The following is a 25,137-nucleotide window of genomic DNA, read 5'->3' on the forward strand; positions in this document are numbered from 1 at the left end:
GGCCCGGGTGGGCCCGTCCGGCGATCGAGGAGGACGTACGGTCAGTGCGCGGACCCGGCCTCCGAGCCGTCGCCCGCCGCGCCGTCGCCCGCCGCGCCGTCGTCCTGAGCGCCGTCGTCCGCGGCGCCGTCACCGGCCGCACCGTCGTCCGCCGCTCCGCCCGCGCCGATCTCCGCGCCCACCGCGGTGAGCGCCGTCGTCACCGGCTGGAAGAACGTCTCGCCGCCCGACGTGCAGTCACCGCTGCCGCCCGACGTCAGACCGATCGCGGTGCCGTCCGCCGTGAACAGCGGGCCACCGCTGTCGCCGGGCTCCGCGCAGACGTTGGTCTGGATGAGGCCGCTGACGGAACCCTCCGCGTAGTTCACGGTGGCGTTGAGCCCGGTGACCGAACCGTCGGCGAGACCGGTGGTGCTGCCCATCCGGACGACCTCCAGGCCCACGGCCGCTTCGCCCGCCTGCCCGATCGGCAGGGTCTGCCCGTCGCCGAGGTCCACCTCGCTGGGGGCCTCGGTGGCCGGGTCGTCGTACGTGAGGAGCGCGAAGTCCCCGTCGCCGGGGAACGTCGCGGCCTGGACCGTACCGACGGGCGCGCCGTTCTGCTCCTCCGACCACTGCTCGGCCGCCACGCCGCAGTGACCCGCGGTGAGGAATCCGGGCGTGCCGTCCTGCGTGGTGACGTTGAAGCCGAGCGAACAGCGGGCGCCGCCGCCGAAGATGGCGTCGCCGCCCTCCAGGAACGGTTTGAACTCGCCCGCCGACTTCTGGATGCGAGCGACGCCGTCGCCCAGCGAGCGGACGGTCGACTCCAGGGTGTCCCAGCGCTCGCCGGTGACCGTGGTGTCGGCGGTGACGAGGACCTGGTTGGTCCGGGGGTCGACGGCCCAGGCGGTGCCGGGGATGGCGGCGTCCCGGGTCAACGTGCCCGTGGCGGTGCGGAGTTCGCCCATGCTGTTCTGCACGCTTCTCGCCACGGCGCCGGAGGCGCGCACCTGCCGGGTCGACTCGTCACTGCCGCCGCTGCCGCCGCCGTCCGCGACGTTCACCACGACCTGCTTCTTCTGCGCGTCGTAGTACGCCCCCGCGTAGTCCTCGCCGAGCTGTGAGGACAGCCGCGCGACGAGTTCCGGTGCCGACGCGGCACTGACCGTTCTCGGGTTCTGTCCCGCGCCGCCGCCCGCGCCGCCGCCCGCGCCGTCGTCCGTGCCGGACTGTGACGCGTTGGCGTTCGGCAGCAGGATGGCCGCTGCCGCGACACCCACCGCCCCGGCTCCCGCGAGTACGGCCTTGCCCTTGGATATTCGCCTGTGACTCAACTCGTCGCCTCCTGTGGGGGATTACGGAGTCCGACCCCTTGATACGGGCGATGTGCGTGTTGTGTTCAGCGGAGCCGGCAGCCAACAGACGAGGGGCCGGCCGGACAACGGCCCGGCCGGCCCCTCACATGCCCCCTCAGGTGCCCCTCACCTGCTCGTCGCCTGCTCCTGACGTACTTCCGACTGACGGCTCGTCAACCGCTGATCTCGATCTTCTTGTTGCTCTCCGACGGCTTGACCGTCTTGGCCCCGGCCTTGGCGGGCGCGGTCGAACCCGTCTTCTGCGAGAGGCCCTTGAGCAGTTCGGCGATGTCGACCCCGGTGGTCGACGTCAGCAGTTCCATGCCCTGCGCGACGTTGTCGGTGACCGTGCGGGAGAGCTGGCTCGCACCGTCCGTGGAGATGACCGTCAGCTTGTCGATGGCGCTCAGCGGCTCGGACGCCTTGGCCACGACGGCGGGCAGCACCTCCACGAGCATCTGAAGCACGGCCGCGTCACCGTACTGGGCGAACGCGTCGGCCTTCTTCTGCATCGCCCCGGCCTCGGCGGTACCGCGCGCCGCGATGGCGTCGGCCTCCGCCTCGCCCTCGATCCGTACGGCCTCCGCGAGCGCCGCGCGGCGCAGCTTCTCGCCCTCACCGGTGAGCCGCGACCGCTGCGCGTCCGCCTCGGCCTCCTTGACCTGGGCGATCCTGCGGGCCTCGGCCTCCTGCTCGGCCTGGTAGCGGGCGGCGTCGGCCGGCTTGCGCACCTGGGTGTCGAGCTGACGGTCCGTCAGCGCGGCCTGACGCTGCGCCACCTTCTCCTGTTCGCCGAGGACTTCCTGCTGACGCGCGGCCTCGGCGAGCGGTCCCGCCGCATTGGCCTTGGCCTTGGCCGCCTCGGTCTCGACCTTGATCTCGGCCTGCTTCAGATAGAAGGTCCGCTCGGCCACCGCGATCTCCTCGGCGGCCTTGAGCCTGGCCTGCTCGGACGCCCGCTTGGCGATGGCCTCGGCGATGTCCGCCTCCTGCCTGGCGCGGGCGGCCTCGGGCCGGCCCAGGTCCTCCAGGTAGGAGCCCTCGGTGGTGATGTCCTGGATCTGGAAGGCGTCCAGGATCAGGCCCTGCCCGGACAGGCTGGCCTCGGCCTCCTCGGCGACCTGACCGGCGAAGGCGGCGCGGTCGCGGATGATGTCCTCGACGGCCATCCGGCCGACGATGGCGCGCAGCGCGCCGGAGAGCACTTCCTGGGTGAAGCCGACGATGCCCTTCTGCTGCCGCAGGAACCGCTGGGCGGCGGCACGGATGGCGTCCTCGTTGCCGCCGACCTTGACGATCGCGACGCCTTCCAGATGCGCCTTGACGCCGCGCAGCGTCACGGCGCCCCGGACGGCGACGGGGATGTGCCGGCTGGACAGGTCGAGCGTGAACTTCTGCTGGACGAACGGGACGACGAAGACACCGCCGCCGACCACGACCTTCTGGCCGCTGTTGTCGGTACTGATCCGGCCGGTGACCGGGTCCGTGGACGACTTGCCCCGGCGGCCGGTGATGATGAAGGCCTCGCTGGGCCCCGCGACCTTGTAGCGGGTGATGACGACGAGAGCGAGCAGGACGAGGAGTACGACGACTCCCGCCACCGCGATGATCACTGGACTCATATGGTTTGCCCCCTGCTTGACGTACGAGTTGTGGACGCCGCACCTGTGGGACGCCGGTTGCCGCGCGGCGGTTCGCCGGTCTGTTCGGTTCGGCCGGTCGGTTCGGCAGGTCGGCCGGTCGGCCGATGAGTCGGCGCGTCGGCCGGTCGGCGGCGGGGATCAGCGCTCGACGGGCCGGACCCCGACCGAGGTGGACGACAGCGTCGACTCCACCCAGACCTCGGCGCCCCGCGCCAGGGGCACCGCGCTCTTCGCGGCGAACTTCACCGGCTGCCCCGCGACCCGGAGCATCACCTCGCCGTAGCCGTCCACGGGAATGGCCGTGACCACGGACCCCGACGTACCGAGGAGGTCCGCTCCCCGTGGCGTGGCGTCCGTCTGATCGCGCATCAGCACGCGGCTGAGTTTCCAGGCCAGCCAGCCGGTGACCGCACCGGCGACGGCTCCCGCGGCGATGGCGGGGCCGACACCGAGGTCCGTCGTACCGAGCACGATCGCGCCGCCGAAGCCCAGCATGGCGACGAATCCGGCCACGACGGGCAGGGACAGCAGCCCCGCGAACAGGCTGTCGAACACTCCGCCGAACAGGCCCTCGAAGATTCCGTCGAAGATCAGCGCCACGGCCAGCAGGACCACACCCGCCACACCGAGACCGAGGAACACATCCATGGGTCGCCCCTCCCCCGGCTCTCGCCGGTCCCCCTAGAACCCTTGAATGGGAGGAGATTTTCTCACGGTCCGTCAGGGCGAGCAGTGCCGCGTTCCGGCAATCTTCGAGTGCCGGAACCGCAGGATGAACAGTTAGTCATATATTTTACCTTTATGTCTACATACGCTCTGAGACTCGTCTCCGTCGCCGCGCTGGGGGCTGTCCTCGTCGGCTGCGGAACCGACACCGACGCCCGCCTGACGGGCAGCAGCCCCTCCCCCAAGGCCGCGGCGCGGCAGCCCGCCGGGCCCGAACACCCGGCCGTGACGCCGGTCTTTCCGCGTGGCGCCGACCCCGCGCGCAAGAGCCGGGCCGAGGCGGCGCCCAGGACGGCACCCAAGACCGTCGCGCTCACCTTCGACGCGGACATGACGGCCGACCAGGGACCGCGCGCCGCCCGGGGCGAGCGCTTCGACAACCCGACTCTGATCACCTCGCTGCGCCGCCTCGAAGTCCCTTCGACGATCTTCATGACCGGCCGGTGGGCCGAGGAGTACCCGTTCCAGGCGCGAGAGATCGGCTCCGATCCCCTGTTCGAGGTCGCGAACCACTCGTACAGCCACCACGCCTTCACGGCCGACTGCCACGGGCTCCCGGTACTCGGCAAGAAGGACATGGCCGCCGACGTGGAGCGGGCGTTCGGCGCGTTCCGCAAGGCCGGGGTACGCCAGGTGGTGCCGTACTTCCGCTTCCCCGGTGGCTGTTACGACCGGTCGACGCTACGGGCCCTGGCCCCGGCGGGCCTGACGGCGGTCCAGTGGGACGTCGTGAGCGGGGACGCCTTCGCCACGGACGCGGACGCGGTGGCCGAGCAGGTGCTCGCCGGGGTACGCCCAGGTTCGCTGGTGGTCATGCACTGCACGACGAGCGCGGCGCCGGTGACCGACGAGGCGGTCCGCAAGATCGTGCCGGCGCTGCGCGAGCGCGGCTACCGCTTCGTCAAGGTGTCGGAGCTGATGAAGGGCTGAAGCACGGTCCGTCAGAAGCGGTCCGGGCGGCAACCCGACAGAGCCGGCTCGACAGTTCCGTCGACCAACTCCCGCGCGACCAGGCGGCCCACGGCCGCCGCGAGCGTGACCGCCGAGTGCATCACCGCCAGGTAGAGGCCGGGGACCTCGGCGACCGGGCCGACGATCGGCTCACCGTCGGCCGGCATCGGGCGCACTCCGATTCGGGTGCTGAGCAGTTCGACGCCCCCGGCTCCACGGAAAGTGGACCGGACGGCGGCGAGGGTCCGTTCGGGCGAGTCCGCGGCGGCGATCAGCCGGTCCGGGGCGACCTGCCGAAGGTCGAAGTCCTCGGTGTTGACCACGGTGCGGACCAGGCCGGCCGGGGCGCTGAGCCGGAACAGCGGAGACGGTGACGGTTCGACCGGGACACGCACGCCGGCCGACGCGCCCAGCGCGGCCGTGGCAACTCCGGCCGCCAGCACCACCGTCGCGCCGGAGAGAGGTCCCGCCGCCGTCTCGACCCCGGCCACCCGGCCCTCCGCGTCCCGGCGGACCGCGGTGACCGGCGTGTCCAGCTGTACCCGGGCTCCATGGGCGCGGGCGCCCGCGACAAGGCGCTCGGTCACGCCCACCGAATCGACGGCGCCGTCATCCGGTGCCCAGACGGCCCACTCCGGAGGCTCCCGAAGGGCGGGCTCAAGCGCCGCCACGGTGGCCGCGTCCACGATCGTCTGCCCGGGCCCGGCGTCCGGCGCAGGGGCCTCCCTGGTCCAGCTCAGCGAGCCGGACCAGGTCACCGGGAGCCCCGGCAACTCGGCCCCGAGCCGGTGGTACTCCGCCGTCGCGGTGGCCCGCAGCCCGGCGGCCGGACCTCCGCGCACGCCGGACGCCCCGATCCAGGCGAACGAGTCCGCCGTCACGCCGGCGCCCGGCAGCCCGGCGTCGACCAACGTCACGGTGGCGCCCGCCCGGGCGGCGTGATAGGCCACCGACGCGCCCACGATGCCGGCGCCGACGACGACCAAGTCCCTGTTCACCGGTGGGTTCAACACGTTCACGACCTTAGCCTCCGCGGCAGTCGCCCGCGCGGCCCGTCGGGTCGACGCCCGCCGGCCGACGACTGCCCGTGAACAAGATCCGGGCGCGGGGCATCAGTTGAACACCCCGTACAGATCCTTGGTCAACTTCCCCGTCACCGACCTGGCCTCGACGCTCTCCCCCGGGACCCGCGCGACACCCACGTACCGTCCGGGCGTCAGCGCGTACTCGTGCTCCCGCACCGTCTCCAGGCCGGCCACGAAGGAGAAGCCGGGTTCATCGCGGTACGTGTGACAGGTGCCGGTGATCTTCGCCAGGTCCTCGTCGCTCAGCACGCGCTCCGTACGGCCGACCATCGTGCCCATGTCGCGGGCGTCGACAAAGAGGATCCGGCCTCTGCGGTCGGCCGATTTGCGCCTCGTCAGCACCCAGAGGCAGGCGGGGATCCGGGTGGAGTGGAACAACTGCCCCGGCAACGCCACGACGGCGGACACCAGGTCGGCCTCGACGAGCGCCCGCCGGATCTGCCGCTCACCGGGCGACCGGGAAGCCATCGAGCCGTTCGCCAGGACGATGCCGGCCGTGCCTTGCTCAGTCAGCTTGGAAACCGCGTGCTGGAGCCACGCGTAGTTGGCGTTGGCCCGAGGCGGGACGCCGTACGCCCAGCGGGGATCGGCCTCGTCCCACGCCCGATTCGAGACGTTGAACGGCGGCTGGGCCATGACGAAGTCGGCCTTGAGGTCCGGGTGTCTGTCGTCGGCGAGGGTGTCGCCCCATTGAGCGCCGGCGCCGCTCCCCATGCCGTGGACGGCGAGATTCATCCTGGCCAGGCGCCAGGTCCGTTCGTTGATCTCCTGACCGTAGAACTCCAGGTCGCCCGGGCTTCCCCCTTGTGTCTGCGCGTACTTGCCCGCCTGCACGAGCAGGCCGGCCGAGCCGCAGGCCGGGTCGTACACGCGCCCGCGGTACGGCTCAAGAATCCCTACGATCAGCTCGCGGACGGACCGGGGCGTGTAGAACTCGCCGCCCCTTTTTCCCTCCGCTCGCCCGAAGTTCTCGAGGAAGTACTCGTACACCTCGGACAGCACGTCCCGCGCCGCCTTGTCCCATGTGCCGTCGATACGGACCCTGCCGATGAGGCCGAAGACTTCAGCCAGGCGCCGCTGGTCGACGGTGCCATGACGGAAAACCCTCGGCAGGGCGCCCGCCAGTGACGGGTTCGCGTCCGTGAGCGCGCTCATGGCCTCATCGATGAGTTCGCCCACATCCGCGGTGTCCGCGTGGGCCGCGATCCAGGACCAACGGGCCTCGCGGGGAACCCAGATGACGCCGGCCTCGGCGAAATCCTCCTGCTCCCCGATGTACGGGAAGCGGTCCTCGTCGCGCCCCTCCGTGACGAGCCGTGCCATCCGCTCCGAGCGGTGCTCCTCGAACGCGTCGGAGACATACTTCAGAAAGATCAGGCCGAGGACGTACTCCTTGTACTCCGCCGCGTCGACGGAACCTCGCAGCTTGTCCGCGGCCTTCCACAGAGCGTCCTTGATCTCCTGGGTGGACGAGGCGCTGAACGGCGTCGGCGGGCGGAGGGGATCGCTCTCGCGCGGTGGCATGGCGGGTGGACCGTCTCCTTCAGCCGTCTCTGAGCGCGGGGGCAATTGCCCATCCTTGGGACTTTCGAGGTTATGCCCGTACTCGTGGGTACGTCTCAGAGAAGCGGTAACGTGACGGGTCATTAGCTTCTGGAACGGGGCACGGGGCGGCGCGGCACGGGGAGTTGGCATGACGAGTATCGGTCTGGCTGCGGCTATCGAGGAGTTGCGGCAGGAGTTGTACCAGGCGCAGGACCTGGGCGCCGGGCAGCAGTTCGCGTTCGGTGTGGAGGAGGCCGAGTTGGAGCTGCTGCTCGAACTGCGCGACAGCGGCAAGGGCGACGGCAAGCTCGTCTTCGGCGTCGCCACCCTCGGCGTGGGCGGCGAGCACTCCACGGTCCGTACCCACAGGTTGACGCTGCGGCTGTCGGTCAAGGACCGGGCCGCCGGCGGAGCCGGCCCCGAGATCAGCGACAGCGAGTCCGGCTCCTGGGGCGAGGAGTGAGATGGAGCCGCGCAGACTGGCGCTGATTCGCAGTGGCACCGCGGGGCAGCGCCGGAGCGTCGGGTCCGGCTATCTGATCGCACCGCGTCTGGTGCTCACCGCCCGGCATGTGATCGAGGACAAGGACACGGGCTCCGACTGGCCGCAGATCCAGCTCCGGGTGGGACACCCCGGAGAGGGCGGAACGGTACCCGCCGGGGCCACCGTTGTCTGGAAACACCCGCGGGGCCTGGACGTCGCGCTCCTGCTCACCCACGACACGGTGGAGGCGCCGGGCGGCCCGGTCCGCTGGGGCCGTCCCGTCGGCAAGGCCCCGCTGCCCTACGAAGGGCTCGGATTCCCCCTGGCCACCGCCGACGAGGAGCGCGAGGTCGAGTACTTACGCGGAGAGCTGCCCCTGTTGTCCTCGGGCTCCCGCGATCTCTACGTCCTCGACCAGCGACTGGCGCCCGACCAACGGGCCGACGGCCGGAAAGCCTGGGGAGGAGCCTCCGGGGCGGCCGTCTTCTGCGAGGACCATCTCGTCGGTGTGCTGATCCAGGACGATCAGTCCTACGGAAACCGTCGCCTGCGCGCCTTCCCCGCGTACGCCTTCGTCCAGGACGACGGCTTCGACGCCCTCATCCGTCAGCACGCCGACGGTCCGCCCCAGCTGGTCGACATCGGCGCGTCCCTGCCCCGGGCCCGGCCACCCGCCGACCGTACGCCCGCCGAGCAGGACCTCGAACAGTCGCTCTGGCACTTCCTCCGCACCCCGGAGACCTGCTCGTTCCACGCCCGGTCGCTCGCCCACGAGCTGGGCTACCAGGTCCCCGCCGGATACGCGCCCTCCGTCGCCGATCTCATGGCGCTGTTCGCGGGACACCGCCGCGCGCTCGCCTCGCTCAGCGGCACTCTCGCGCCGACCGCCACCGACGACGCCGACCGAACCCGGCTGACCACCCTGCTCACCCGGGCCCGCATCGCGGGACTCGGCTCGCTGCTATCTCTGGCGGAGTACGAACGCCTCGTGCACCTGCTGAACGGCATCTGCGAGGAACGCCCCACCCTGCTTCCACGCGCCGCGGGCGAGTCCCTCCGCTACGCCTGCCTCCCGGAGGCCCTGTCGCGTACTCAGCTGTCGATCGACGAACTCGGCCAGGTCGTCGAGGAGTTGGAGTCGATGTCGGACAGCGAGCAGGTGCCGGACGGGACACCTCGGGTCCCCGCCCTGCTGCGGCTGGCCGAATACGTGGCGGCGGCCGTGGGAGGGGACGAAGCGGCGGAGCTGCGCGAGTGGTCCACCCGGGTGGCCGGCCGGGCGGGCATTCACCCGACCGCGCTCGCCGAGCGACGCGAGGACGCCCGCCAGTGGGCCGCCCGGCAGACATCGCCGGTGTCGCGGGTGGTGCTGGAGCTGACCGGCGTACCGGCGTCCACGGACGAGCGGTACGTCTGCCGGATCCTCGTCGCCCGCCAGGACGGCACGCACGTCGCGCTCCACGAGTCGGAGACCGTACCGAGAACGCCGGAGGAGGTCGCCGCGTGCCTGCGCGCGGCGGTCGAATCCGCGGCCGACGAGCCCGGCCAGGGAGATCATGTGCCGTGGGTGACGGTACTGGTCGACCGGCAGGGCCTGCACCTGGCCGTCGACGAATGGAACCCCGGAGCACCCAACGACATCGTGCCCGACCTGCCGATCGGCGCGGAGTTCCGGATGACTCTGAGCTGCCCCGACATGAGCACACTCGTGGCGACGCGTGACACTCATCAGCGGCGCCGATGGCGGAGCGGACATCCGGTGCCACTGGTCACCGACCAGAGCTGCGCGACCAGGAGCCGGCTCAGGGTGATGCTGGAGACGAGCCACCGCGACGCCACCCGAGTGGTCGTCCACGGTCCCCGCGAACAGCGGGTGCTGTTGCTCGAAGTCTGCCTCGCACTCGGCGTTCCCGTGGTCCTCTGGGACCGTGCGGCCGAAGGCTACGGGGACGCCACGAAGCTGCGGCAACTCGAACCCGTCGGCACACTGGCCGAACTCCCGGAGCGCGTACGCGTCTTCCGGAGCAAGACCTTCGACTCCCCGTCGGCGACGGCGACGGCCCGCCCCGCCCTGGTGTGGGAGGAAGAGAGCAGCCACCCGAAGCCCGAGTCGCTGCAACTGAGGGATCCCCGGAAGGGAGTTCAGGTCTTATGACGTCCACCGACTCTGGAACCGGCGGCGGTGATCCGCGCATCGGCACCGACTGGCGGCTGTTCCACGGCGACGGGATCGCCGGCGAGGTCCCGTTCCCCCCGGCGCCGCCATGGCGCCGGTTCGACCCGGAGGAGCCGCCGACGGGTCGGCCGGTCTCCCGTCCCCGGCCCTATCTCATCGGCGCCGACGAGGCCGACATCGTCAACGCCGCTCTCCATCTGCGTCGCCCCCTCCTGGTGAACGGCCACCCGGGCACCGGCAAGTCGTCCCTCGCGCACGCCGTCGCGCACGAGCTGACCCTGGGCCGCGTCCTGCACTGGCCGGTCAACAGCCGCTCCACCCTGCAGGACGCCCTCTACCAGTACGACGCCGTCGGCCGGATGCGCGAGGCCAACCTCCACCGGGACACGGACGACCCGGAACCGGACATCGGCCAGTACGTACGCCTCGGTCCGCTGGGCAACGCACTCGTCCCCCGGGAGCGCCCCCGGATCCTGCTCATCGACGAACTGGACAAGGGCGACGTCGACCTGCCCAACGACCTGCTCACGGTCTTCGAGGAGGGCGAGTTCGCGATCCCGGAACTCGCCCGGCTGCCGGACAGCCACCCCGCGGTCGAGGTCCAGACCGACGACCCCGACCACCCCGCGCCCGTCAAGCGCGGCCGTATCCGCTGTCGCGAGTTCCCCGTCGTGGTCATCACCAGCAACGGCGAACGCGACTTCCCCGCCGCCTTCCTGAGACGCTGCGTCCGGCTCGACCTTCCCGAACCCGACGAACAGCGGCTGCGGGACATCGTGGCCGCGCACCTCGGCGACGAGGCACTCGGTGACGTGGACGATCTGCTGGAGACGTTCCTCAGCCGCCGGGCGCCCGGCGAACTCGCCACCGACCAACTCCTCAACGCCGTCTTCCTACGGAAGGGGGGAGTCGGCCTCGACGCCGGCCGCCTTCTCGACGCCGTCCTGCACGAACTCGGCGGAGCGGTGTGACGACATGCTCGGGCAGCTGAGGGGCGTACTGGCCAAGAGCGGGGTGATCCTCTCCGAAGAGGAACTTCTCGACGTCCTGTGGCTCGCCGGGAACCTTCCGCCGGATGCCGCGCCCTTGGCCCGGGCATCCCTGCCCACCGCGGACCACCAGCGGTCCGGCCCCCAGGACGAGAGCCCACGTCCTTCGCCGGACCCGCCTCCCGCCACGGCCGGCGACCCGCCGGGCCCGGAGCCGGCACGGACTTCCCCGTCCGAACTCCCGCTGCGAGCGGCGTCGAAGACGGACAGGAGCGGGAAGCCGGATTCGACACCTCGCAGAGCCCTCGCCGTCCGGGCGCCCGACAGCCGTCTCCTCGGTGCCCGGGAGTTACGGCTGGGCAAATCCCTGCGCCCGCTGCGCCAGCGGTTCCCCGACCATCGCCGCCAGGAACTCGACGTCGCGCGGACGGTGGCCGCGATGGCCGACACGGGACTGCCCGAAACCGTCACCCGTCCAGTCAGAACCCGCTGGCTCTCCCTCGCCCTGCTGGTCGACGACGGCGTCTCCATGGTCCTCTGGCAGCGTCTCGCCACCGAAGTGCGCACGCTGATGGAACGCGCGGGTGCGTTCCGCGACATCCGCGTGTACGGACTGGACACCCGCGGCGCCCACGCCCCGCTCCTCAACACCCGCCCCTACGGGAACAGGGGGCCCTACCGGACACCGGCGAGCGTGAGCGACCCGACCGGGGACACGCTCGTACTCGTCGTCAGCGACGGTGTCGGCGAGGCATGGTGGAACGGCCGGATGCGCGAGGCGATGACCCTCTGGGCGCGCTGCGGCCCGACCGCCGTCGTCCACGCGCTGCCCACCCGTCTCTGGGCGAACTCCGGTATCACGGCCCGGCGTTGGCAGGTCTCCACCCACCGCCGCGGCGGCCCGACCACCGCCTGGCACGTCACCGACCCGGTCCTGCCGCCGGATCTGGTCACCTTCGACTCGGTGCCCGTGCCGGTCCTCGAACCCTCACCCGCCGCCGTCGCCGACTGGGCGCGGCTGATCGCCTCACCCGGAACCACCGCGCTGCTCCCCCTGTGGAACACCGACAGGTCGGCCCCCGACCGTCTCTTCGCCGACACGCGCCACACCGACACCGCGGACGCCGTCCTGCGCTTCCGGGAGGCCGGCTCCCCCGAGGCGTACCGGCTCGCGGCCCACCTGGCGGCGGTCGCTCCCGTCACCCCGCCGGTGATGCGCCTGGTCCAGAACGCGCTCGGCCCGCCCACGGACCACGGACACCTCGTGGAGGTGCTGCTCGGCGGCCTGATGCGGCAGATCAAGGCCCCCGGGCCGACGCGCCTGCCCCAGCACCAGCTCTTCGACTTCTCGGAGGAGGCCCGCCGGATCCTTCTCGGCGCTCTGTCCCCCGAGGAGTTGCTGCGGACCACGCGAGCGGTCACGCGGCGGCTGGAGGCCACCATCGGTCGCTCCTCGAACTTCCCGGCGTGGGTGGGTCATCCGAACGGATCCGCCGTCATCGAAGACACCGAGCGTCCTTTCGGCTATCTGAAGGAACGGCTGCTGAGACGGCTCGGTGTCCCGCCGGTGGGCGCCGAGCCGACCGTCCCGCCGGAAGGCAGACCTCATGCCGGGCCCCGCGCCCGGCCCGAAAGCCGGCCCGAGGCCAGGCCCGAGGCCAGACCCGACGTCCGTCCCGAGGTTCGCCCCCCGGACATTCCGCCCGGCTGGTCACAGACCCTGCGGACCGATCCTCAGCGGCTCGGGCGCTATCGGCTCTACGCCCGCAGCACCTGGGGCTGGGACGACCCGGGCAGCTATCTGGCCCAGGACGAGAACGGTACGACCGTGCTGATCCGAACGCCCTCCCCCTTGTACTCCATGGACCGCCGGCAGGCATGCGAACTGATCCGCACGGAGGCGGCCTGTCTGGACCGTCTGCGAGGTGTGCACGCTCCGGGACTGCTGGATTCGAATGTCGAGCATCATCAGGAGCCTCCATGGCTGGCGGCCTCCTACGTAAGCCGTCGGGAGGGCGACCCCGGCTCCGGGTCCGCGCCGAACCTGCGTGCTCTCTTCGACGAGCACCGGGGGCCGGTGAGTGACGAACTCTTCCGACGGGTCGGGGCGGGCCTGGCCCGCGCGATCAGCCACGCGCACAGCGTCGGCCTGGTGCACGGGACGCTCGCGTCGAGGACAGTGCTCGTAACCGGCCAGGGCGTGGTGCTCGTCGGGTGGATGACAGCGACACGTGACGGTGTGCACAGCGCCTATCTGGACAATTTCCCGCGGAGCGAGGTCTATCTCGAAGCGGAGGACGGCAGCTCCGGGCCGACCAGGGAGAGCGACATGTACTCGGTGGGCGCGCTGCTCCTCACGTTCGCCACCGGCCGGTGGAGCGACTTCCGGCCCGACACGGACGCGCGCGAGACTCTGGCCGCCTGGGGGTTCGACGCGCGAATCGTCGACGTGCTGTGGAGCTGTCTGGACCGGGACCCCGCCGGCCGGCCCACCGCCGCCGAGCTGGTGGACGCCTTCGCCCCCGCTTCCATCGATCCGGCCGACGCGGAGCGGGAACATGACCTCGCCGCGGTCAACAGCGATGTGCTGCGGTACCGGAAGCTGGCACGCCGGCAACCTGATGCCTACCGCCCCGAACTCGCCTCAAGTCTGAAGCACCTCTCCAACCAGCTGAGCAACCTGGGCCGGTGGGACGAGGCGCTGGACGCCATGAGCGAAGCCGTGGAGCTGTACCGGGAACTGGCCCTCCAGTACCCCACCGCCGGCCGCCCGGACCTCGCCCGGGGGTTGAACAACCTCTCCGTCCGGCTGGGCGACGTCGGCCGGTGGGAGGAGTCGCTCGCCGCGATCACCGAAGCCGTTCAGGACTTTCGGGCGCTCGCCGTCGAAGACCCCCAGTACTATCGGGCCGGCCTCGGTACGGCGCTGAACAACTTCTCCAACCGGCTGAGCGATCTGGGTCTGCACGGGAAAGCGCTAGACGTGATCACCGAAGCCGTCGGGCTCTACCGGGAACTCGCCGTCACCGACGCCTACCACTCCGAAGTCGCCCGGGGGTTGAACAACCTCTCCAACCGGTTGGGTGATGTCGGCCGGCACGAAGAGGGTCTGGCGGCGATCACCGAAGCCGTCCAGCTGTACCGGGAACTGGCCCTCCAATACCCCGATGCCTACCGCCCGGCCCTTGCCTCGTGCCTGACCAACCTCGCCGTTCGCCTGGGCGCTCTGGGCCGGCCGGAAGAGGCTCGTGCCGCGCTCGACGAGGGGCTGGAGATGCGGCGAACGCTGGCCGCGACACGGCCTGAGTTGCACCGGGAGGACCTCGAACAGTCGCTCAGAGTCCTGGCCTGGCTTCAGAACGCGGACGGACAGGACCCTCCCACGGCGACCTGAGACCCGCCTACCCCGAGCAGGCCGTCCGCTGGGCCTCGTGCCATTCGCAGACTGGGCACAGCGTGCTGCCCCTGACCGATTCCGGGTACTCGGTCGGCTCACCGCAGTGCACACAGTCCGCGTACACGACGGTCTCGGTACCGGTGGCTTCGTCTCCCATACCGTCGAGCGTACTGAACGGGCGCGCTCAGCCGCGCCGGGTCCCCAGGACGCAGACCGCGCCCGCCGCCACGGCCGCCACCAGCACGGCGGCGGCCAGTGCCGGACCGGGCGGGTGGATCGCGCCCGTGCGCGAGCCGGTCACCAGGCCGCTCACGGCCGCCTTCGCCGGGGAGCCGGTGGTCACCAGGGCGAGCAGTGCGAGGAGCGCGGTCAGCGCGAGGGACCAGCCCCGGCCGCGCAGCAGCGGCCGGGAGCACAGCGCGCCGACCGCGGCGCCGGTCAGGAGGCAGGCGAACGCGGCGAGCAGGCCGGCCGTTCCGGCGGGCAGCGGCGCCACGTCCACCAAATGGTCGGCGCTCCTGCGGTCACTGACGGCCGTGACGACCACCGTGCCGACGACGCCGAGCGCGCCCGCGCAGGCCGTGGCGGCGAGCAGTGCGGCGAGATGGGCGCGAGGCATTCCCGACGCGGCGGCCGTGACGGCGCGTGCCGCGTCCGGTTCCTGTGTGACGCAGATCCGGACCAGCCAGGCGGTGACGGGCAGCAGCGCGGCGGCGGCGACACCGAGCGAGTCGAGCACCGGCTCGCCGCCCTGGACGCCGACGGCGAGGAAGATCCCGTACAGCAGGACCGGCGGGAGCCAGCGCTGTGAGCGCAGCAGCATGGCGGCGTGGTAGCGGAACAGTGCGGTCATGAAGTGGTGTGCCCCGTCGTGCTGGTCGTCGGACGTTCCGGCCCGGCGGGAGCCGGCGTGTGTACCTCCCGGATGTGCCACGGCGGGCGCGCCGCGAGCAGCGCGCGCAACAGGGCGTCGGAGTGCGCGGCGGCGACGGTCAGTTGTACGGTCCCGTCCCCCGGCCCCCGCTCGTGCGTGGGGGCGCCGGGCAGCCCGTCCGGTGGCGCCGCGCCGGGCGGGCCGACGGCCAGGACCCTTGCGTGGGGCCCCTGTTCGGCCGGGGAGTTCACCCCCGTATCGCGTACGAGGGTGTTCCCCGCCACCGCGTACACCTCGTCGGCGGCCCCCGCCAGGCGCCGTGGGTCGTGGTCGACGAAGACGACCGTGCCGCCGGCGGCGACGCGTTCCGCGACGGCCAGGTCGAGTTGGGTACGGGCTGCGGAGTCGAGTCCCGTCCACGCCTCGTCCAGCACCAGCAACTCGGGCCCGCCGAGCAGTGCCTGCGCGACGGCAACCTTCTGGCTGGTGCCCTTGGACAGTTCGGAGAGCGCCGTACGGGCGTGGCCGGCGGCGCCGAAGCGCTCAAGCCACTCCTCGGCGCGTACCGACGCCTCGGCGCCGCGCAGTCCGTGGATCCGGCCCAGGTGTGTCAGATAGCCGGCGGCGGTGAAGGGCAGCGCGACCGGGAAGCGTTCGGGGACGTACGCCGTGCGGCCTGGGCGGCCGGTGACACGGCCCTCGGTGGGCGAGTCGACCCCGGCGAGCAGCCGCAGCAGGGTCGACTTGCCGCTGCCGTTGGTGCCCTCGACGCGGATCAGGCTGTGCGCCCGCAGTACGAGGTCGACGCCGCGCAGGACCCAGGGGCCGCCGAGTCCGTACCGGCGGCCCACTCCTCGTAGTTCCACGCGCGGGTCAGCTCCCGGAAGCCTTCGCGGGCGTCAGCTCGCTCGGCCGGACGATGACGAAACCCTCGCCCTGGAGCATCAGTTGGACGGCCTCGCCGGAACCGCCGCGGATCATCGATCCGACGGACTGCGAGCGGTGCAGCGAGGTGTTGAGCTGGGCGCTCCAGCCGACGACGGCGTCGGTGTCGACGTACACCGGAGCCTGCGCGGTGACGGGGATGACGATGGGGGTGCCCTCGCAGATGATGGCGAGCTTCCCGTAGCCGCTGAAGAGGCTGTTGAAGAGGCCGCCGCCGGTCATGCCGGCGCCCTTCACGGTCTTGATCTCATAGGAGAGGGTGGAGTCGAAGCACAGGACGTTGCGGCCGTTGACGGTGAGCGCGTCGCCCTGGTCGATGTCGACGATGAAGCAGTTGGCGGCCTCGTGCGCGAACCACGCCTCGCCCTGGCCCTTGACGGCCATCAGCGGCAGGCCCTCGCCGGTGACGGCGCGCTTGAGCATCCCGCCGATGCCCTGGCCCTTGCGTTCGAACTGGAGATTGCCGCGGAAGGCGATCATCGACCCCTGGCGCGCGTGCATTTCGCCGTTGACGGCGTACTTGACGGATTTGGCGTTCTGGAGGCTCATCCCGGGGGTGGTCGCCTGCTGCGCCATGTTCTCGGTGGCAAAGAGATCGCTCTTCATGCGGAGCATGGTCACCCGGAGGCGCCCATTCCGCCAACAACGCGGCGCGTCCGGACTGGCACACTGGCCCCGTGAGCATCGACGACACCGCCGGCACCGGGGCGGACAGACCGGCCGACAGCGCGGCGGACAGCCCGTTCCGGCATGAGCGGACGGCGCGTGACGAGGCCCCGCAGTTCGTCCTGCCCCTGGTGGTGCGGATCGAGAAGGCGGCGCCGCCGACCCGTACCGACGCGCTGGAGGCCGCCGCCCGCGCCGTACTCGTCATGCTCGCCGACGAGCGGTCGACGGGCGAGGGCGAGTGGGCGCAGGCGATGCGGGACTGGCAGGACGCCCGGATCCGCAAGGTGGTGCGCAGGGCGCGCGGCGGGGAGTGGCGGAAGGCGTCGCAGCTGCCGGGTGTCACGATCAGCAGCCCCGACGTCGCCGAGGCCGCGGCGGACGTCGCGGCCGAAGCGCCTGCCGAGGTCGCCGTGTTCGCTCCGTACGCGGAGGTACGGGTCTTCCCGCCGGTCCCGCTGGACGGCTGGCCCAAGGAGCTGGCGAAGCTCCAGGTCTCCGGCACCGACCTGGACGACCCCGGGGCCCCGCCCGCCGCCGACCTGTCCGGCCCCGTGCTCTGGCTCAGCCCCGGCCTCGCCATGTCGGCGGGCAAGGCGATGGCCCAGGCCGGCCACGGTGCGCAGCTCGCCTGGTGGGAGCTGTCGGAGACGGAGCGCAAGACGTGGCAGGAGGCCGGTTTCCCGCTCTCCGTACGTACTCCGGACGCCACGCGCTGGCGGCAACTGACAAGCAGCGGGCTGCCGTTGGTCCGTGATGCCGGATTCACGGAGATCGCGCCCGGGTCCAGCACGGTGGTCGCCGATCATCCCGCGCTGCGGCGTTGAACACTCCCGCGCCGAGATTCGTATCTCCTCATACTGCTAAGTAGGTTGAACGACCGGTCTGTGAGCGGTTGATTCTGCAGTGGTACACGGTGGTACGCGGTGGCACATCGGCCCGGGAGACACTTTGTTGCGACGTATCAACGGCACGGCACTCATCATCGCGGCACTCGTCGCGACGGTAGGGGCGCTCGCCTTTCCTGTCTGGTCGTACGCCGACCGCTCCGGCACGGGGGAGGCGAATCTCGCGGCGTCGAGCGTGGCGACCCAGTGGGGTCCGCTCTCGGCGACGGACCGCGACTTCCTCGTGAAGGTGCGGCTCGCGGGCCTGTGGGAGCTGCCCGCGGGACAGCAGGCGATCGAGCGCGCCCCCAGCCAGGCCATCAAGGACGCTGGCGACCATCTTGTCGTCGGCCACACCGACCTCGACGCCCGCGCGCGCGACGTGGCGGCGAAGCTCGGTGTCGCGCTGCCGAACCAGCCCAACGAGCTGCAGCAGGGCTGGTTGCGGGAGCTGTCGGCGGCGACGGGCGCCGAGTACGACAGGAAGTTCGCCAACCTGCTGCGCAACGCGCACGGCAAGGTCTTCGCTCTCATAGCCGAGGTCAGACATACGACGCGGAACACCCTGATACGGCAGCTCGCCACCGACGCCAACCAGACGGTCCTGGACCACATCACCATGCTGGAGGGCACCGGGCTGGTCGACTTCGACGAGATCGCGAGGGAGGCCGCCGGCACCAAGACCGCCAGCCCCACCGGTCCGCCGCCGCCGAACGGCAGCCTGCCGCCGTCGCCACCGGCCGCGTCACCGACCGGGGACAGCTCCTTCACCTCCCGGCCGTCCACGCAGCCGGGCGCGCCGACGGCCGTCAATACGAACCGTCCGCCGCCGAGCGTCGAGGCGACGCCGTAGCCTCCAGGACTTCCGGCAGGTCGTCCGCCCGCGGCGGGAACCTCAAATGATGCTCTGAACGTCCCCTCCTCTGGATTCACCGGCCCCCGGCGGGGCCATTACTCCGGAACCGGCACTCGCCGGGGCACGGAGGAGGGGGAGCTTCATGAGTCACGCCGCACAGCGGGAGAACCTGGGAAGCCCGCGGGATGCAGGGAGTCGGGGGACTCCGGGGAAGCCGGGAAGTCGGGGGACTTCGCGGATTCCGGGAAGGCTGGGCACGGGCATCGGCTGGCGGCCCGAGATCGCGGAGGCGGTCGAGGCGCTGCCCGGCATCGACTGGGTCGAGGCCGTCGCCGAGAACATCTGTCCCGGCCATCTGCCCGACTCGCTCGTCCGGCTCCGCGCCCGCGGTGTCACCGTGGTCCCGCACGGGGTCTCCCTCGGCCTGGGGGGCGCCGGGCGGCCCGACGCCAAGCGCCTGGCCGATCTGGCGGAGCGGGCCGAGGCCCTCGGCTCGCCGCTGATCACCGAGCACATCGCCTTCGTACGGGCCGGTGGCCCGCTCACCGCGTCGCCCACGCTCGAAGCCGGTCATCTGCTGCCGGTCCCGCGCACCAGGGACGCGCTGCGGGTGCTGTGCGAGAACGTACGGATCGCCCAGGACTCCCTGCCCGTGCCGCTCGCCGTGGAGAACATCGCGGCGCTGATCAACTGGCCGGACGAGGAGATGACGGAGGGTCAGTTCCTGGCGGAGCTGGTCGAGCGTACGGGTGTGGGGCTGCTGATCGACGTCGCGAACCTGCACACCAACCACGTCAACCGCGGTGAGGACCCGGCGGCCGCGCTCGACCGACTGCCGGTCGAGGCCATCGCGTACGTCCATGTCGCGGGCGGTGTCGAACGCGACGGTGTCTGGCACGACACCCACGCCCACCCGGTCGGCGCGCCGGTGCTCGACGTACTGGCGGAGCTGCGCTCGCGGGTCGCCCCGCCGGGTGTCCTGCTGGAGCGGGACGACAACTTCCCGCCGACGGCGGAGCTGGCGGCCGAACTGGACACGATCCGTACGACGCTCGCGGGGCCGGGTCCCGACCCGACCCCGATCACCCTGCCGGACAAGGCGGTTGAGGTCGAGGCGGCGGGTGAACCGGCCGACCGGACCGGGCCCGGCAGCGCCACCGACCCCGCCCGCGAGCGACTGGCCCTCGCGCAGACCTCCCTGCTGTCCGCCCTGGTCGCCGGGACCCCCGCGCCCGAGGGATTCGACCCGCGGCGGCTCGGGGTGCAGAGCCGCGCCCTCGCCGCCAAGCGGGCCGAGGTCGTCGCCAAGGTGGCGCCGGAGCTGCCGCGCATCCTCGGCGACGGCTACCGGGCCGAGTTCCTCGCGTACGCCAAGTCCCGCCCCATGCGCGCCGGTTACCGGCGCGACGCGCTCGACTTCGCCGAGCACCTGCTGATCGCCGACCGGCCCGCGGACCCGGCGGCGCGGCGCGCGCTGACCCAGTGGTGGCGGGACCGCTCCGGCTCGCGCCCGCCACGCCGCGCGACCCGTATGGTGCGTGCCGCCCGCTCCGTACTCGTGGGGCGGTGACGGCCGTGGAATCGCTCATCACCCTCCTCCAGATCGCCATTCCGCTGTCCGTCGTCACACTCGTCGTGGGAGTGATCACCGCGCGCTCGGGGCGCGGTGCGACCGAGGTGAACGACCTCATGGACGTCGCCTTCCTTGGCGGCGGACCGGGCCGCGTGGTCGAGACGGCCATCGTCGCGATGCACGCCGACGGCCGGCTGGGCATCGGCGGCCCCGGCATCGTCGCCGTCTACAGCGGCGTGGCCCGCAATCCGGTGGAGTACGCCGTCATCGAGGAGCACAACCGGGCGCCGCACGGCGCGCTGCACGCCCTGCGTCTCGCGGTGATGCGCAGCCGTGCCGTCCAGGACGTCGGCGACTCCCTCGCGCTGCGGGGACTGCTGGTACCGGTCGGCAGGACCCGTGTGTGGGCGCGCTGGGGGGTGATTCAGGCGATCGTCTGCCTGGCCACCGTGCCGCTGAGCGTCTTCGTGCTCGTCGACACCACCTCTCCGTCGGTCATCCCGACCATCCCGCTGGCGTTCGTCGGGATCTTCTCTGGCCTCATCTGTGCCGCGCTGGCCAGGCGGCGGCTCACCGCCGCCGGTGTCCGCGCACGGCTCAAGTTCCGTGCGACGTACCCGAACATCACGGCGCCCGACCATCAGGTCGCCCTGAACGGGCCGAACGCGCTGGACGACACGCTGCTGCGCGAGCAGCTGACGGTCGCGACGCGTATGCGGCCCGGCCGGGACTTCGAGCCGGCCCCGCATCTGGCCGCCGCCACGGTGGTGTGGTGCGCGAGCGCGGGCTTCGGGGACGGCGGTTCGGGCGGCGGGTCAGGTTGCGGCGGCTCCGGAGGTTCGGGGTGCGGCAGCTCGGGCTCGGGGTGCGGCGGGGGTGGCTCCGGCGGAGACGGAGGGGGCGGTGGGGGCGGCGGCTGTGGTGGGGGTGGCGGCGGCTGCGGAGGAGGCGGCGGCGGCTGACCGGCGGCCCCGTCCCGTACGCGTACGCTCCGTCGGCTCCGCGCGCACCCGTCCACCCGCGCGCGGAGCACGCCGTACCCGATTCCGCACCCCGTACGGGCCTATTGAGTGACTGTATGACGCATCGGAGTCATGGGCCCCGACACCGCTCACAGATCCTTTACATGACCAGGGCTCCGGAGATGATCGCCTTCCCCCCACCGCGGCACGCCCGAAGGGAAAGCGATGAGAGCAGTTGCGAAGTACGGGGCCCTGGCCACCCTCGGCTCCTTGGTCCTGTCCACCCTCTCCGTCGCCCCGGCGGGCGGCGCGGACTTCGCCGGCGCCTCGTCCGAGGAGCGCGGAACGGTCGTCGCCGCCCAGCGCGCCGCCGACGCCGGAATCGCGTTCCGTACCTGCCCCAAGGCCGAGATGCTGCCCGCTCCCCTGATGTGCGGCACGGTCGAGGTGCCGCTCGACTACGCCCGGCCGAACGGTGAGCGGATCAGACTCACCGTCAGCCGGGTGAAGGCGTCCGGCAAGACCGGCGCGGCGGGCGGCGACGGCAAGGCCGTGGAGACCGTCCAGCGCCAGGGCGCGCTGGTCTACAACCCCGGCGGCCCCGGCGCCTCCAGCATGGCCTTCCCGATGGTGGCCGGTATGCCCGAGTGGAAGCGGATCGCGGCGGCGTACGACCTCGTCGGCTACGCCCCGCGCGGTGTCGGCCGCTCCGCGCCGCTGTCCTGCCAGGACGCCGGGGACTTCGCGAAGGCGCCCACCCTCGCGCCGACCTACCCCTCGGAGTCGTACAAGAGGGAGCGGATCTCGCGCGCCAAGGCGTACGCCCAGGGCTGTGCCCGTACCGCGGGACCGGCCCTGCGCCACTACACGTCGCTGAACAACGCCCGCGACCTCGACGTCCTGCGGGCCGCCCTCGGCGAGAGGAAGCTGTCCTTCATGGGCGCCTCCTACGGAACGTACCTCGGCGCGCTGTACGCGTCGCTCTTCCCGTCCCACGTACGCCGGATGGTCTTCGACTCGGCCGTCAACCCGGACCCGGACCAGATCTGGTACCGCAACAACATGGACCAGTCCCTCGCCTTCGAGCGGCGCTGGGCGGACTTCCGGACCTGGGTCGCCAAGCACGACGCCACGTACCACCTCGGTGTCACACCCGACGAGGTGCAGCGCAGCTACGAGCGGGTACGGGCCGCGGTCGCGCACCACCCGGCGGGCGGCAAGGTCGGGCCCGGCCAGCTGCACGCGGCGATGCTCGGGGCGGGCTACTACGACGACTACTGGGCGATGCGCGCCACGGCGCTCTCCGAGTTCCTGAAGGGCAACACGAAGCCCCTGGTCGACCAGGCCACTCCGCACCCGGCGGCGGCGTTCGACAACGAGAACAGCAACGCCGTCTACACGGCCGTGGAGTGCAACGACGCGCCGTGGCCGACGGACTGGAAGGTGTGGGACCGCGACAACACCGACCTCGCCGCACAGGCCCCGTTCGAGACGTGGGACAACGCGTGGATGAATCTGCCGTGCGCCTTCTGGCCGGCGCAGCGCCAGCGAGCGGTCGATGTCCGCACCGGCCCCGGTGAGCTGCCGCCGACGCTGATCCTGGCCGCGGAGCGCGACGCGGCGACGCCGTACCCGGGGGCGCTGGAGCTGCGACGGCGGCTGGCCGGTGCCGTGCTGGTGACCGAGCGCGGCGCGGGCACGCACGGGATCGCGGGCGGTCCCAACGAGTGTGTCAACGACCATGTCGAGGCGTATCTGCTGACCGGGAAGACACCGGCGGGCGGCGCCGGGTGCGCGCCGCGCGCGGAGCCGAACCCGGTGTCGCTGGACAACGACGACACGCGCTCCGAACTCCGACGCAGGCTGAACCCGGGCGTTCAACTCTGAGCGTGTGAGCGGGTGTTCGGACCATGGCTGAGCGCCGTGGTCGACCGGTCCGGTCGGCCACGGCGCTCAGCCGCGTGCGCGGGTGCGTGTGCGGGTGCGCGTGGTCAGCCGTCCAGCTCCGCCACCTCGGCGGGGGTGAGTTCGAGGTCGGCCGCGCCGACCGAGTCGGTGATGGTCTCCGGCCGGCTGGAGCCCGGTATGGGCACCACGACGGGCGACTTGGCCAGCATCCAGGCCAGGCAGACGCGCTGCGGGCTCACTCCGTGCGCCTCGGCGACGCGGTTGAACGCGGCGTAGGAGGAGCCGAGTCCGGCGGCGTTCTTGATGCCGCCGAACGGGCTCCACGGCAGGAACGCGATCCCCAGCTCCGTGCAGAGGTCCAGCTCCGGCTCGCTGGAACGGAAGGCGGGCGAGAACTGGTTCTGTACGGAGACGAGCCGACCGCCGAGGATCTCGTCGGCCAGCCGGATCCGCTCCGGGGTGGCGTTGGAGATGCCCGCCTGCTGGATCTTGCCCTCGTCGAGCAGGTCGCGCAGGGCGCCGACGGACTCCTCGTACGGCACGTTCGGGTCGGGGCGGTGGAACTGGTACAGCCCGATCGACTCCACCCCGAGCCTGCGGAGCGATTCCTCGCAGGCGCGCTTGAGGTACGCGGGGGATCCGTCGAGCGTCCAGGAGCCGTCACCGGGTCGCAGATGGCCGCCCTTGGTGGCCACCAGGACCTCGGAGCCGGCGCCGTGGGACGCCAGCGCCTTCGCGATCAGTGACTCGTTGTGGCCCACGTCGGTGGCGAACGAGTGGTAGGCGTCCGCCGTGTCGATGAACGTCACGCCGGCGTCCAGCGCCGCGTGGATGGTGGCGACGGAACGGGCCTCGTCGGGCCGCCCCTCGATCGACATCGGCATTCCGCCCAGGCCGATCGAGCTGACGTCGACGGTCCCGATACGGCGAGTCTTCATGGTGTGATCCGCTCCTTGCCGCTCCTGCGCCCGGCCGGTTCCGGCGGGCGGAGGACAGTCTCGCGCTGCCGCCCGCGGAGTGTCCAATAGAAGAAAGCGAACGCATTGAGCGCTCCAGCTTCTCAATGGGACTGGCACCCCGGGCTTCTCCCTTAGGCTCCTTTCTGTGGAACTCCGACATCTTGAGTACTTCGTCGCCGTCGCGGAAGAGCGGCACTTCACCCGGGCCGCCCAGCGGCTGATGGTCTCGCAGTCGGGCCTCTCGGCGTCCGTGCGCGCGCTGGAACGGGAGCTGGGGGCCCGGCTGTTCGTACGGTCCACGCGCAGGGTGGAGCTGACCGGCGCCGGCCGCGCGCTGCTCGTGGAGGCGTCGCGCGCGCTGGCGAGCGTACGGGCGGGCAAGGAGGCGGTCGCCGCCGTCCAGGGGCTGCTGCGCGGCACGCTGTCCGTCGGTACGGAGCAGTGCGTCACCGGCGTCCATGTCCCCGGCCTGCTCGCGCGCTTCCGGTCCGAGCACCCCGATGTGGAGGTACGGCTGCGGCAGGCCGGCTCGGCGTCACTCGTGGACGACGTGGCCGAGGGGCGGCTGGACCTGGCGTTCGTCGTCGTGTCGGGAGCGGTGCCCGAGGGGGTGCGGCTGATCGGGCTGGCCGCCGAGCCGATGGTGCTGCTCTGCCATCCCGATCACCGGCTGGCCGGAGCCGCCGAGGTGCGGTGGGCCGATCTGGCCGGCGAGGTCTTTGTGGACTTCCACCAGGACTGGGGAGCCCGCGGCCTCACGGACCGGTCCTTCGCGGCCGTGGGCGTGGAGCGGCGGGTCGCTCTGGAGGTCAACGATGTGCACAGCCTGATCGAACTGGTCGGCCATGGTCTCGGCATCGCCGTGGTGCCCCGCCCGATCGCCCGCAAGGAACACGCCGCCGCGCTCGTCACGGTGCGGCTGGCCGGGGCGGAGAGCCATCCCTGGGAGGTCTCGGCGGCCGTCCCCGAGGAGAGCCGCACCGGCCCGGCGGCCCGGCGGCTGCTCTCGTACCTGACGGACTCGGAGACCACCGACGGCCCCGACGCCGGTGATGTACCGGGCGCCGGTGACGCGCCCGCTAGGGCCTGTCTTCAAAGTAGCGCCGTCCGCCCGTAGGGCGGGGCCTGCGGCGTCTGGTGCGGTGCATCGCAAGGCGGAGGATCGGCCTCGTAC

21 protein-coding genes are annotated in these 25,137 nt (G+C 71.9%); 11 read left to right on the forward strand and 10 right to left on the reverse strand.

Annotation, left to right across the window (positions count from 1 at the left end; all coding sequences use genetic code 11):
• Positions 1-41 precede the first annotated feature (41 nt).
• The 3 genes from ACFUN8_RS28800 to ACFUN8_RS28810 all read right to left on the reverse strand — a co-directional run bounded on the left by ACFUN8_RS28800 (position 42) and on the right by ACFUN8_RS28810 (position 3,628).
• A complete protein-coding gene (locus tag ACFUN8_RS28800) occupies positions 42-1,316 on the reverse strand; it encodes a S1 family peptidase (protein WP_383643651.1) in 1,275 nt (424 codons plus the stop codon).
• A gap of 194 nt (positions 1,317-1,510) precedes the next feature.
• Positions 1,511-2,959: a flotillin family protein gene (locus tag ACFUN8_RS28805; protein WP_383643654.1), complete on the reverse strand. Its 1,449-nt coding sequence runs from the start codon at positions 2,957-2,959 to the stop codon at positions 1,511-1,513.
• A 159-nt stretch (positions 2,960-3,118) separates the two neighbouring features.
• Positions 3,119-3,628, reverse strand: coding sequence for a hypothetical protein (locus tag ACFUN8_RS28810; protein ID WP_383643657.1), 510 nt, complete (start codon positions 3,626-3,628; stop codon positions 3,119-3,121).
• 153 nt (positions 3,629-3,781) lie between these two features.
• On the opposite strand from ACFUN8_RS28810, the gene ACFUN8_RS28815 reads away from it, so the two are divergent.
• On the forward strand, positions 3,782-4,636 hold the full coding sequence (locus ACFUN8_RS28815; RefSeq protein ID WP_383643660.1) for a polysaccharide deacetylase family protein: 855 nt from the start codon (positions 3,782-3,784) through the stop codon (positions 4,634-4,636).
• Positions 4,637-4,647: 11 nt separating this feature from the next.
• Here ACFUN8_RS28815 and ACFUN8_RS28820 read toward each other — a convergent pair whose 3' ends face one another.
• Positions 4,648-5,676 (reverse strand): NAD(P)/FAD-dependent oxidoreductase, encoded by a 1,029-nt coding sequence (locus tag ACFUN8_RS28820; protein ID WP_383643663.1) that lies wholly within the window; start codon positions 5,674-5,676, stop codon positions 4,648-4,650.
• 93 nt (positions 5,677-5,769) lie between these two features.
• On the reverse strand, positions 5,770-7,266 hold the full coding sequence (locus ACFUN8_RS28825) for an N-6 DNA methylase (RefSeq protein WP_383643666.1): 1,497 nt from the start codon (positions 7,264-7,266) through the stop codon (positions 5,770-5,772).
• A 169-nt stretch (positions 7,267-7,435) separates the two neighbouring features.
• Here ACFUN8_RS28825 and ACFUN8_RS28830 point away from each other — a divergent pair, with 169 nt between their 5' ends.
• From ACFUN8_RS28830 to ACFUN8_RS28845, 4 genes are read left to right on the forward strand one after another with little or no spacing between them, the layout of a single operon-like run.
• Positions 7,436-7,750, forward strand: coding sequence for a trypco2 family protein (locus ACFUN8_RS28830; protein ID WP_383643669.1), 315 nt, complete (start codon positions 7,436-7,438; stop codon positions 7,748-7,750).
• A gap of 1 nt (position 7,751) precedes the next feature.
• A complete protein-coding gene (locus ACFUN8_RS28835) occupies positions 7,752-9,926 on the forward strand; it encodes a trypsin-like peptidase domain-containing protein (protein WP_383643672.1) in 2,175 nt (724 codons plus the stop codon).
• Complete coding sequence (locus ACFUN8_RS28840; protein WP_383643675.1) at positions 9,923-10,918, forward strand: AAA family ATPase; 996 nt, start codon at positions 9,923-9,925, stop codon at positions 10,916-10,918. Before ACFUN8_RS28835 ends, ACFUN8_RS28840 begins: the two co-directional genes overlap by 4 nt.
• Positions 10,919-10,922: 4 nt before the next feature.
• The gene (locus tag ACFUN8_RS28845) at positions 10,923-14,330 is read left to right on the forward strand and encodes an SAV_2336 N-terminal domain-related protein (RefSeq protein ID WP_383643678.1); all 3,408 of its coding nucleotides are present in this window, start codon (positions 10,923-10,925) and stop codon (positions 14,328-14,330) included.
• Between the two features lie 7 nt (positions 14,331-14,337).
• Here the strand turns inward: ACFUN8_RS28845 and ACFUN8_RS28850 are convergent, their stop codons facing one another.
• From ACFUN8_RS28850 to ACFUN8_RS28865, 4 genes are read right to left on the reverse strand one after another with little or no spacing between them, the layout of a single operon-like run.
• A complete protein-coding gene (locus ACFUN8_RS28850) occupies positions 14,338-14,490 on the reverse strand; it encodes a hypothetical protein (protein WP_383643681.1) in 153 nt (50 codons plus the stop codon).
• A 27-nt stretch (positions 14,491-14,517) separates the two neighbouring features.
• The gene (locus tag ACFUN8_RS28855) at positions 14,518-15,186 is read right to left on the reverse strand and encodes an ABC transporter (protein WP_383643684.1); all 669 of its coding nucleotides are present in this window, start codon (positions 15,184-15,186) and stop codon (positions 14,518-14,520) included.
• Positions 15,183-16,073, reverse strand: a complete 891-nt coding sequence (locus ACFUN8_RS28860) for an ATP-binding cassette domain-containing protein (protein ID WP_383643687.1) — start codon at positions 16,071-16,073, stop codon at positions 15,183-15,185. The genes ACFUN8_RS28855 and ACFUN8_RS28860 overlap by 4 nt, the downstream gene beginning before the upstream one ends.
• Before the next feature lie 7 nt (positions 16,074-16,080).
• Positions 16,081-16,758 carry an AIM24 family protein gene (locus ACFUN8_RS28865; protein WP_383643691.1) on the reverse strand — a complete coding sequence of 226 codons (678 nt, stop codon included), beginning with the start codon at positions 16,756-16,758 and terminating at the stop codon, positions 16,081-16,083.
• Positions 16,759-16,829: 71 nt separating this feature from the next.
• Here ACFUN8_RS28865 and ACFUN8_RS28870 point away from each other — a divergent pair, with 71 nt between their 5' ends.
• From ACFUN8_RS28870 to ACFUN8_RS28890, 5 genes are all read left to right on the forward strand, one after another.
• Positions 16,830-17,645: an aminoacyl-tRNA hydrolase gene (locus ACFUN8_RS28870; protein WP_383643694.1), complete on the forward strand. Its 816-nt coding sequence runs from the start codon at positions 16,830-16,832 to the stop codon at positions 17,643-17,645.
• A 127-nt stretch (positions 17,646-17,772) separates the two neighbouring features.
• Positions 17,773-18,558: a DUF4142 domain-containing protein gene (locus ACFUN8_RS28875; RefSeq protein WP_383643697.1), complete on the forward strand. Its 786-nt coding sequence runs from the start codon at positions 17,773-17,775 to the stop codon at positions 18,556-18,558.
• Positions 18,559-18,703: 145 nt separating this feature from the next.
• The gene (locus ACFUN8_RS28880) at positions 18,704-20,131 is read left to right on the forward strand and encodes a DUF692 family multinuclear iron-containing protein (RefSeq protein ID WP_383643700.1); all 1,428 of its coding nucleotides are present in this window, start codon (positions 18,704-18,706) and stop codon (positions 20,129-20,131) included.
• Entirely contained in the window at positions 20,128-21,096 is a 969-nt protein-coding gene (locus tag ACFUN8_RS28885) for a TIGR04222 domain-containing membrane protein (RefSeq protein WP_383643703.1), read from the forward strand. The genes ACFUN8_RS28880 and ACFUN8_RS28885 overlap by 4 nt, the downstream gene beginning before the upstream one ends.
• A gap of 225 nt (positions 21,097-21,321) precedes the next feature.
• A complete protein-coding gene (locus ACFUN8_RS28890) occupies positions 21,322-22,983 on the forward strand; it encodes an alpha/beta hydrolase (protein WP_383643706.1) in 1,662 nt (553 codons plus the stop codon).
• A gap of 104 nt (positions 22,984-23,087) precedes the next feature.
• Here ACFUN8_RS28890 and ACFUN8_RS28895 read toward each other — a convergent pair whose 3' ends face one another.
• Positions 23,088-23,942 (reverse strand): aldo/keto reductase, encoded by an 855-nt coding sequence (locus ACFUN8_RS28895; RefSeq protein ID WP_383643709.1) that lies wholly within the window; start codon positions 23,940-23,942, stop codon positions 23,088-23,090.
• Positions 23,943-24,108: 166 nt separating this feature from the next.
• Here ACFUN8_RS28895 and ACFUN8_RS28900 point away from each other — a divergent pair, with 166 nt between their 5' ends.
• Positions 24,109-25,080: a LysR family transcriptional regulator gene (locus ACFUN8_RS28900; protein ID WP_383643712.1), complete on the forward strand. Its 972-nt coding sequence runs from the start codon at positions 24,109-24,111 to the stop codon at positions 25,078-25,080.
• The last annotated feature ends 57 nt before the right edge of the window (positions 25,081-25,137 follow it).

This window comes from Streptomyces sp. NPDC057307 (assembly GCF_042667665.1).
Classification (GTDB): domain Bacteria; phylum Actinomycetota; class Actinomycetes; order Streptomycetales; family Streptomycetaceae; genus Streptomyces.

What these genes read in the sequence shown, in the direction of transcription:
- ACFUN8_RS28840 (WP_383643675.1), top strand. Translation starts at nt 9,923, where the DNA reads ATGACGTCCACCGACTCTGGAACCGGCGGCGGTGATCCGCGCATCGGC.
- ACFUN8_RS28890 (WP_383643706.1), top strand. Translation starts at nt 21,322, where the DNA reads ATGAGAGCAGTTGCGAAGTACGGGGCCCTGGCCACCCTCGGCTCCTTG.
- ACFUN8_RS28830 (WP_383643669.1), top strand. Translation starts at nt 7,436, where the DNA reads ATGACGAGTATCGGTCTGGCTGCGGCTATCGAGGAGTTGCGGCAGGAG.
- ACFUN8_RS28865 (WP_383643691.1), bottom strand. Translation starts at nt 16,758, where the DNA reads ATGAAGAGCGATCTCTTTGCCACCGAGAACATGGCGCAGCAGGCGACC.
- ACFUN8_RS28825 (WP_383643666.1), bottom strand. Translation starts at nt 7,266, where the DNA reads ATGCCACCGCGCGAGAGCGATCCCCTCCGCCCGCCGACGCCGTTCAGC.
- ACFUN8_RS28880 (WP_383643700.1), top strand. Translation starts at nt 18,704, where the DNA reads ATGAGTCACGCCGCACAGCGGGAGAACCTGGGAAGCCCGCGGGATGCA.
- ACFUN8_RS28845 (WP_383643678.1), top strand. Translation starts at nt 10,923, where the DNA reads ATGCTCGGGCAGCTGAGGGGCGTACTGGCCAAGAGCGGGGTGATCCTC.
- ACFUN8_RS28805 (WP_383643654.1), bottom strand. Translation starts at nt 2,959, where the DNA reads ATGAGTCCAGTGATCATCGCGGTGGCGGGAGTCGTCGTACTCCTCGTC.
- ACFUN8_RS28895 (WP_383643709.1), bottom strand. Translation starts at nt 23,942, where the DNA reads ATGAAGACTCGCCGTATCGGGACCGTCGACGTCAGCTCGATCGGCCTG.
- ACFUN8_RS28815 (WP_383643660.1), top strand. Translation starts at nt 3,782, where the DNA reads ATGTCTACATACGCTCTGAGACTCGTCTCCGTCGCCGCGCTGGGGGCT.
- ACFUN8_RS28835 (WP_383643672.1), top strand. Translation starts at nt 7,752, where the DNA reads ATGGAGCCGCGCAGACTGGCGCTGATTCGCAGTGGCACCGCGGGGCAG.
- ACFUN8_RS28810 (WP_383643657.1), bottom strand. Translation starts at nt 3,628, where the DNA reads ATGGATGTGTTCCTCGGTCTCGGTGTGGCGGGTGTGGTCCTGCTGGCC.
- ACFUN8_RS28855 (WP_383643684.1), bottom strand. Translation starts at nt 15,186, where the DNA reads ATGACCGCACTGTTCCGCTACCACGCCGCCATGCTGCTGCGCTCACAG.
- ACFUN8_RS28850 (WP_383643681.1), bottom strand. Translation starts at nt 14,490, where the DNA reads ATGGGAGACGAAGCCACCGGTACCGAGACCGTCGTGTACGCGGACTGT.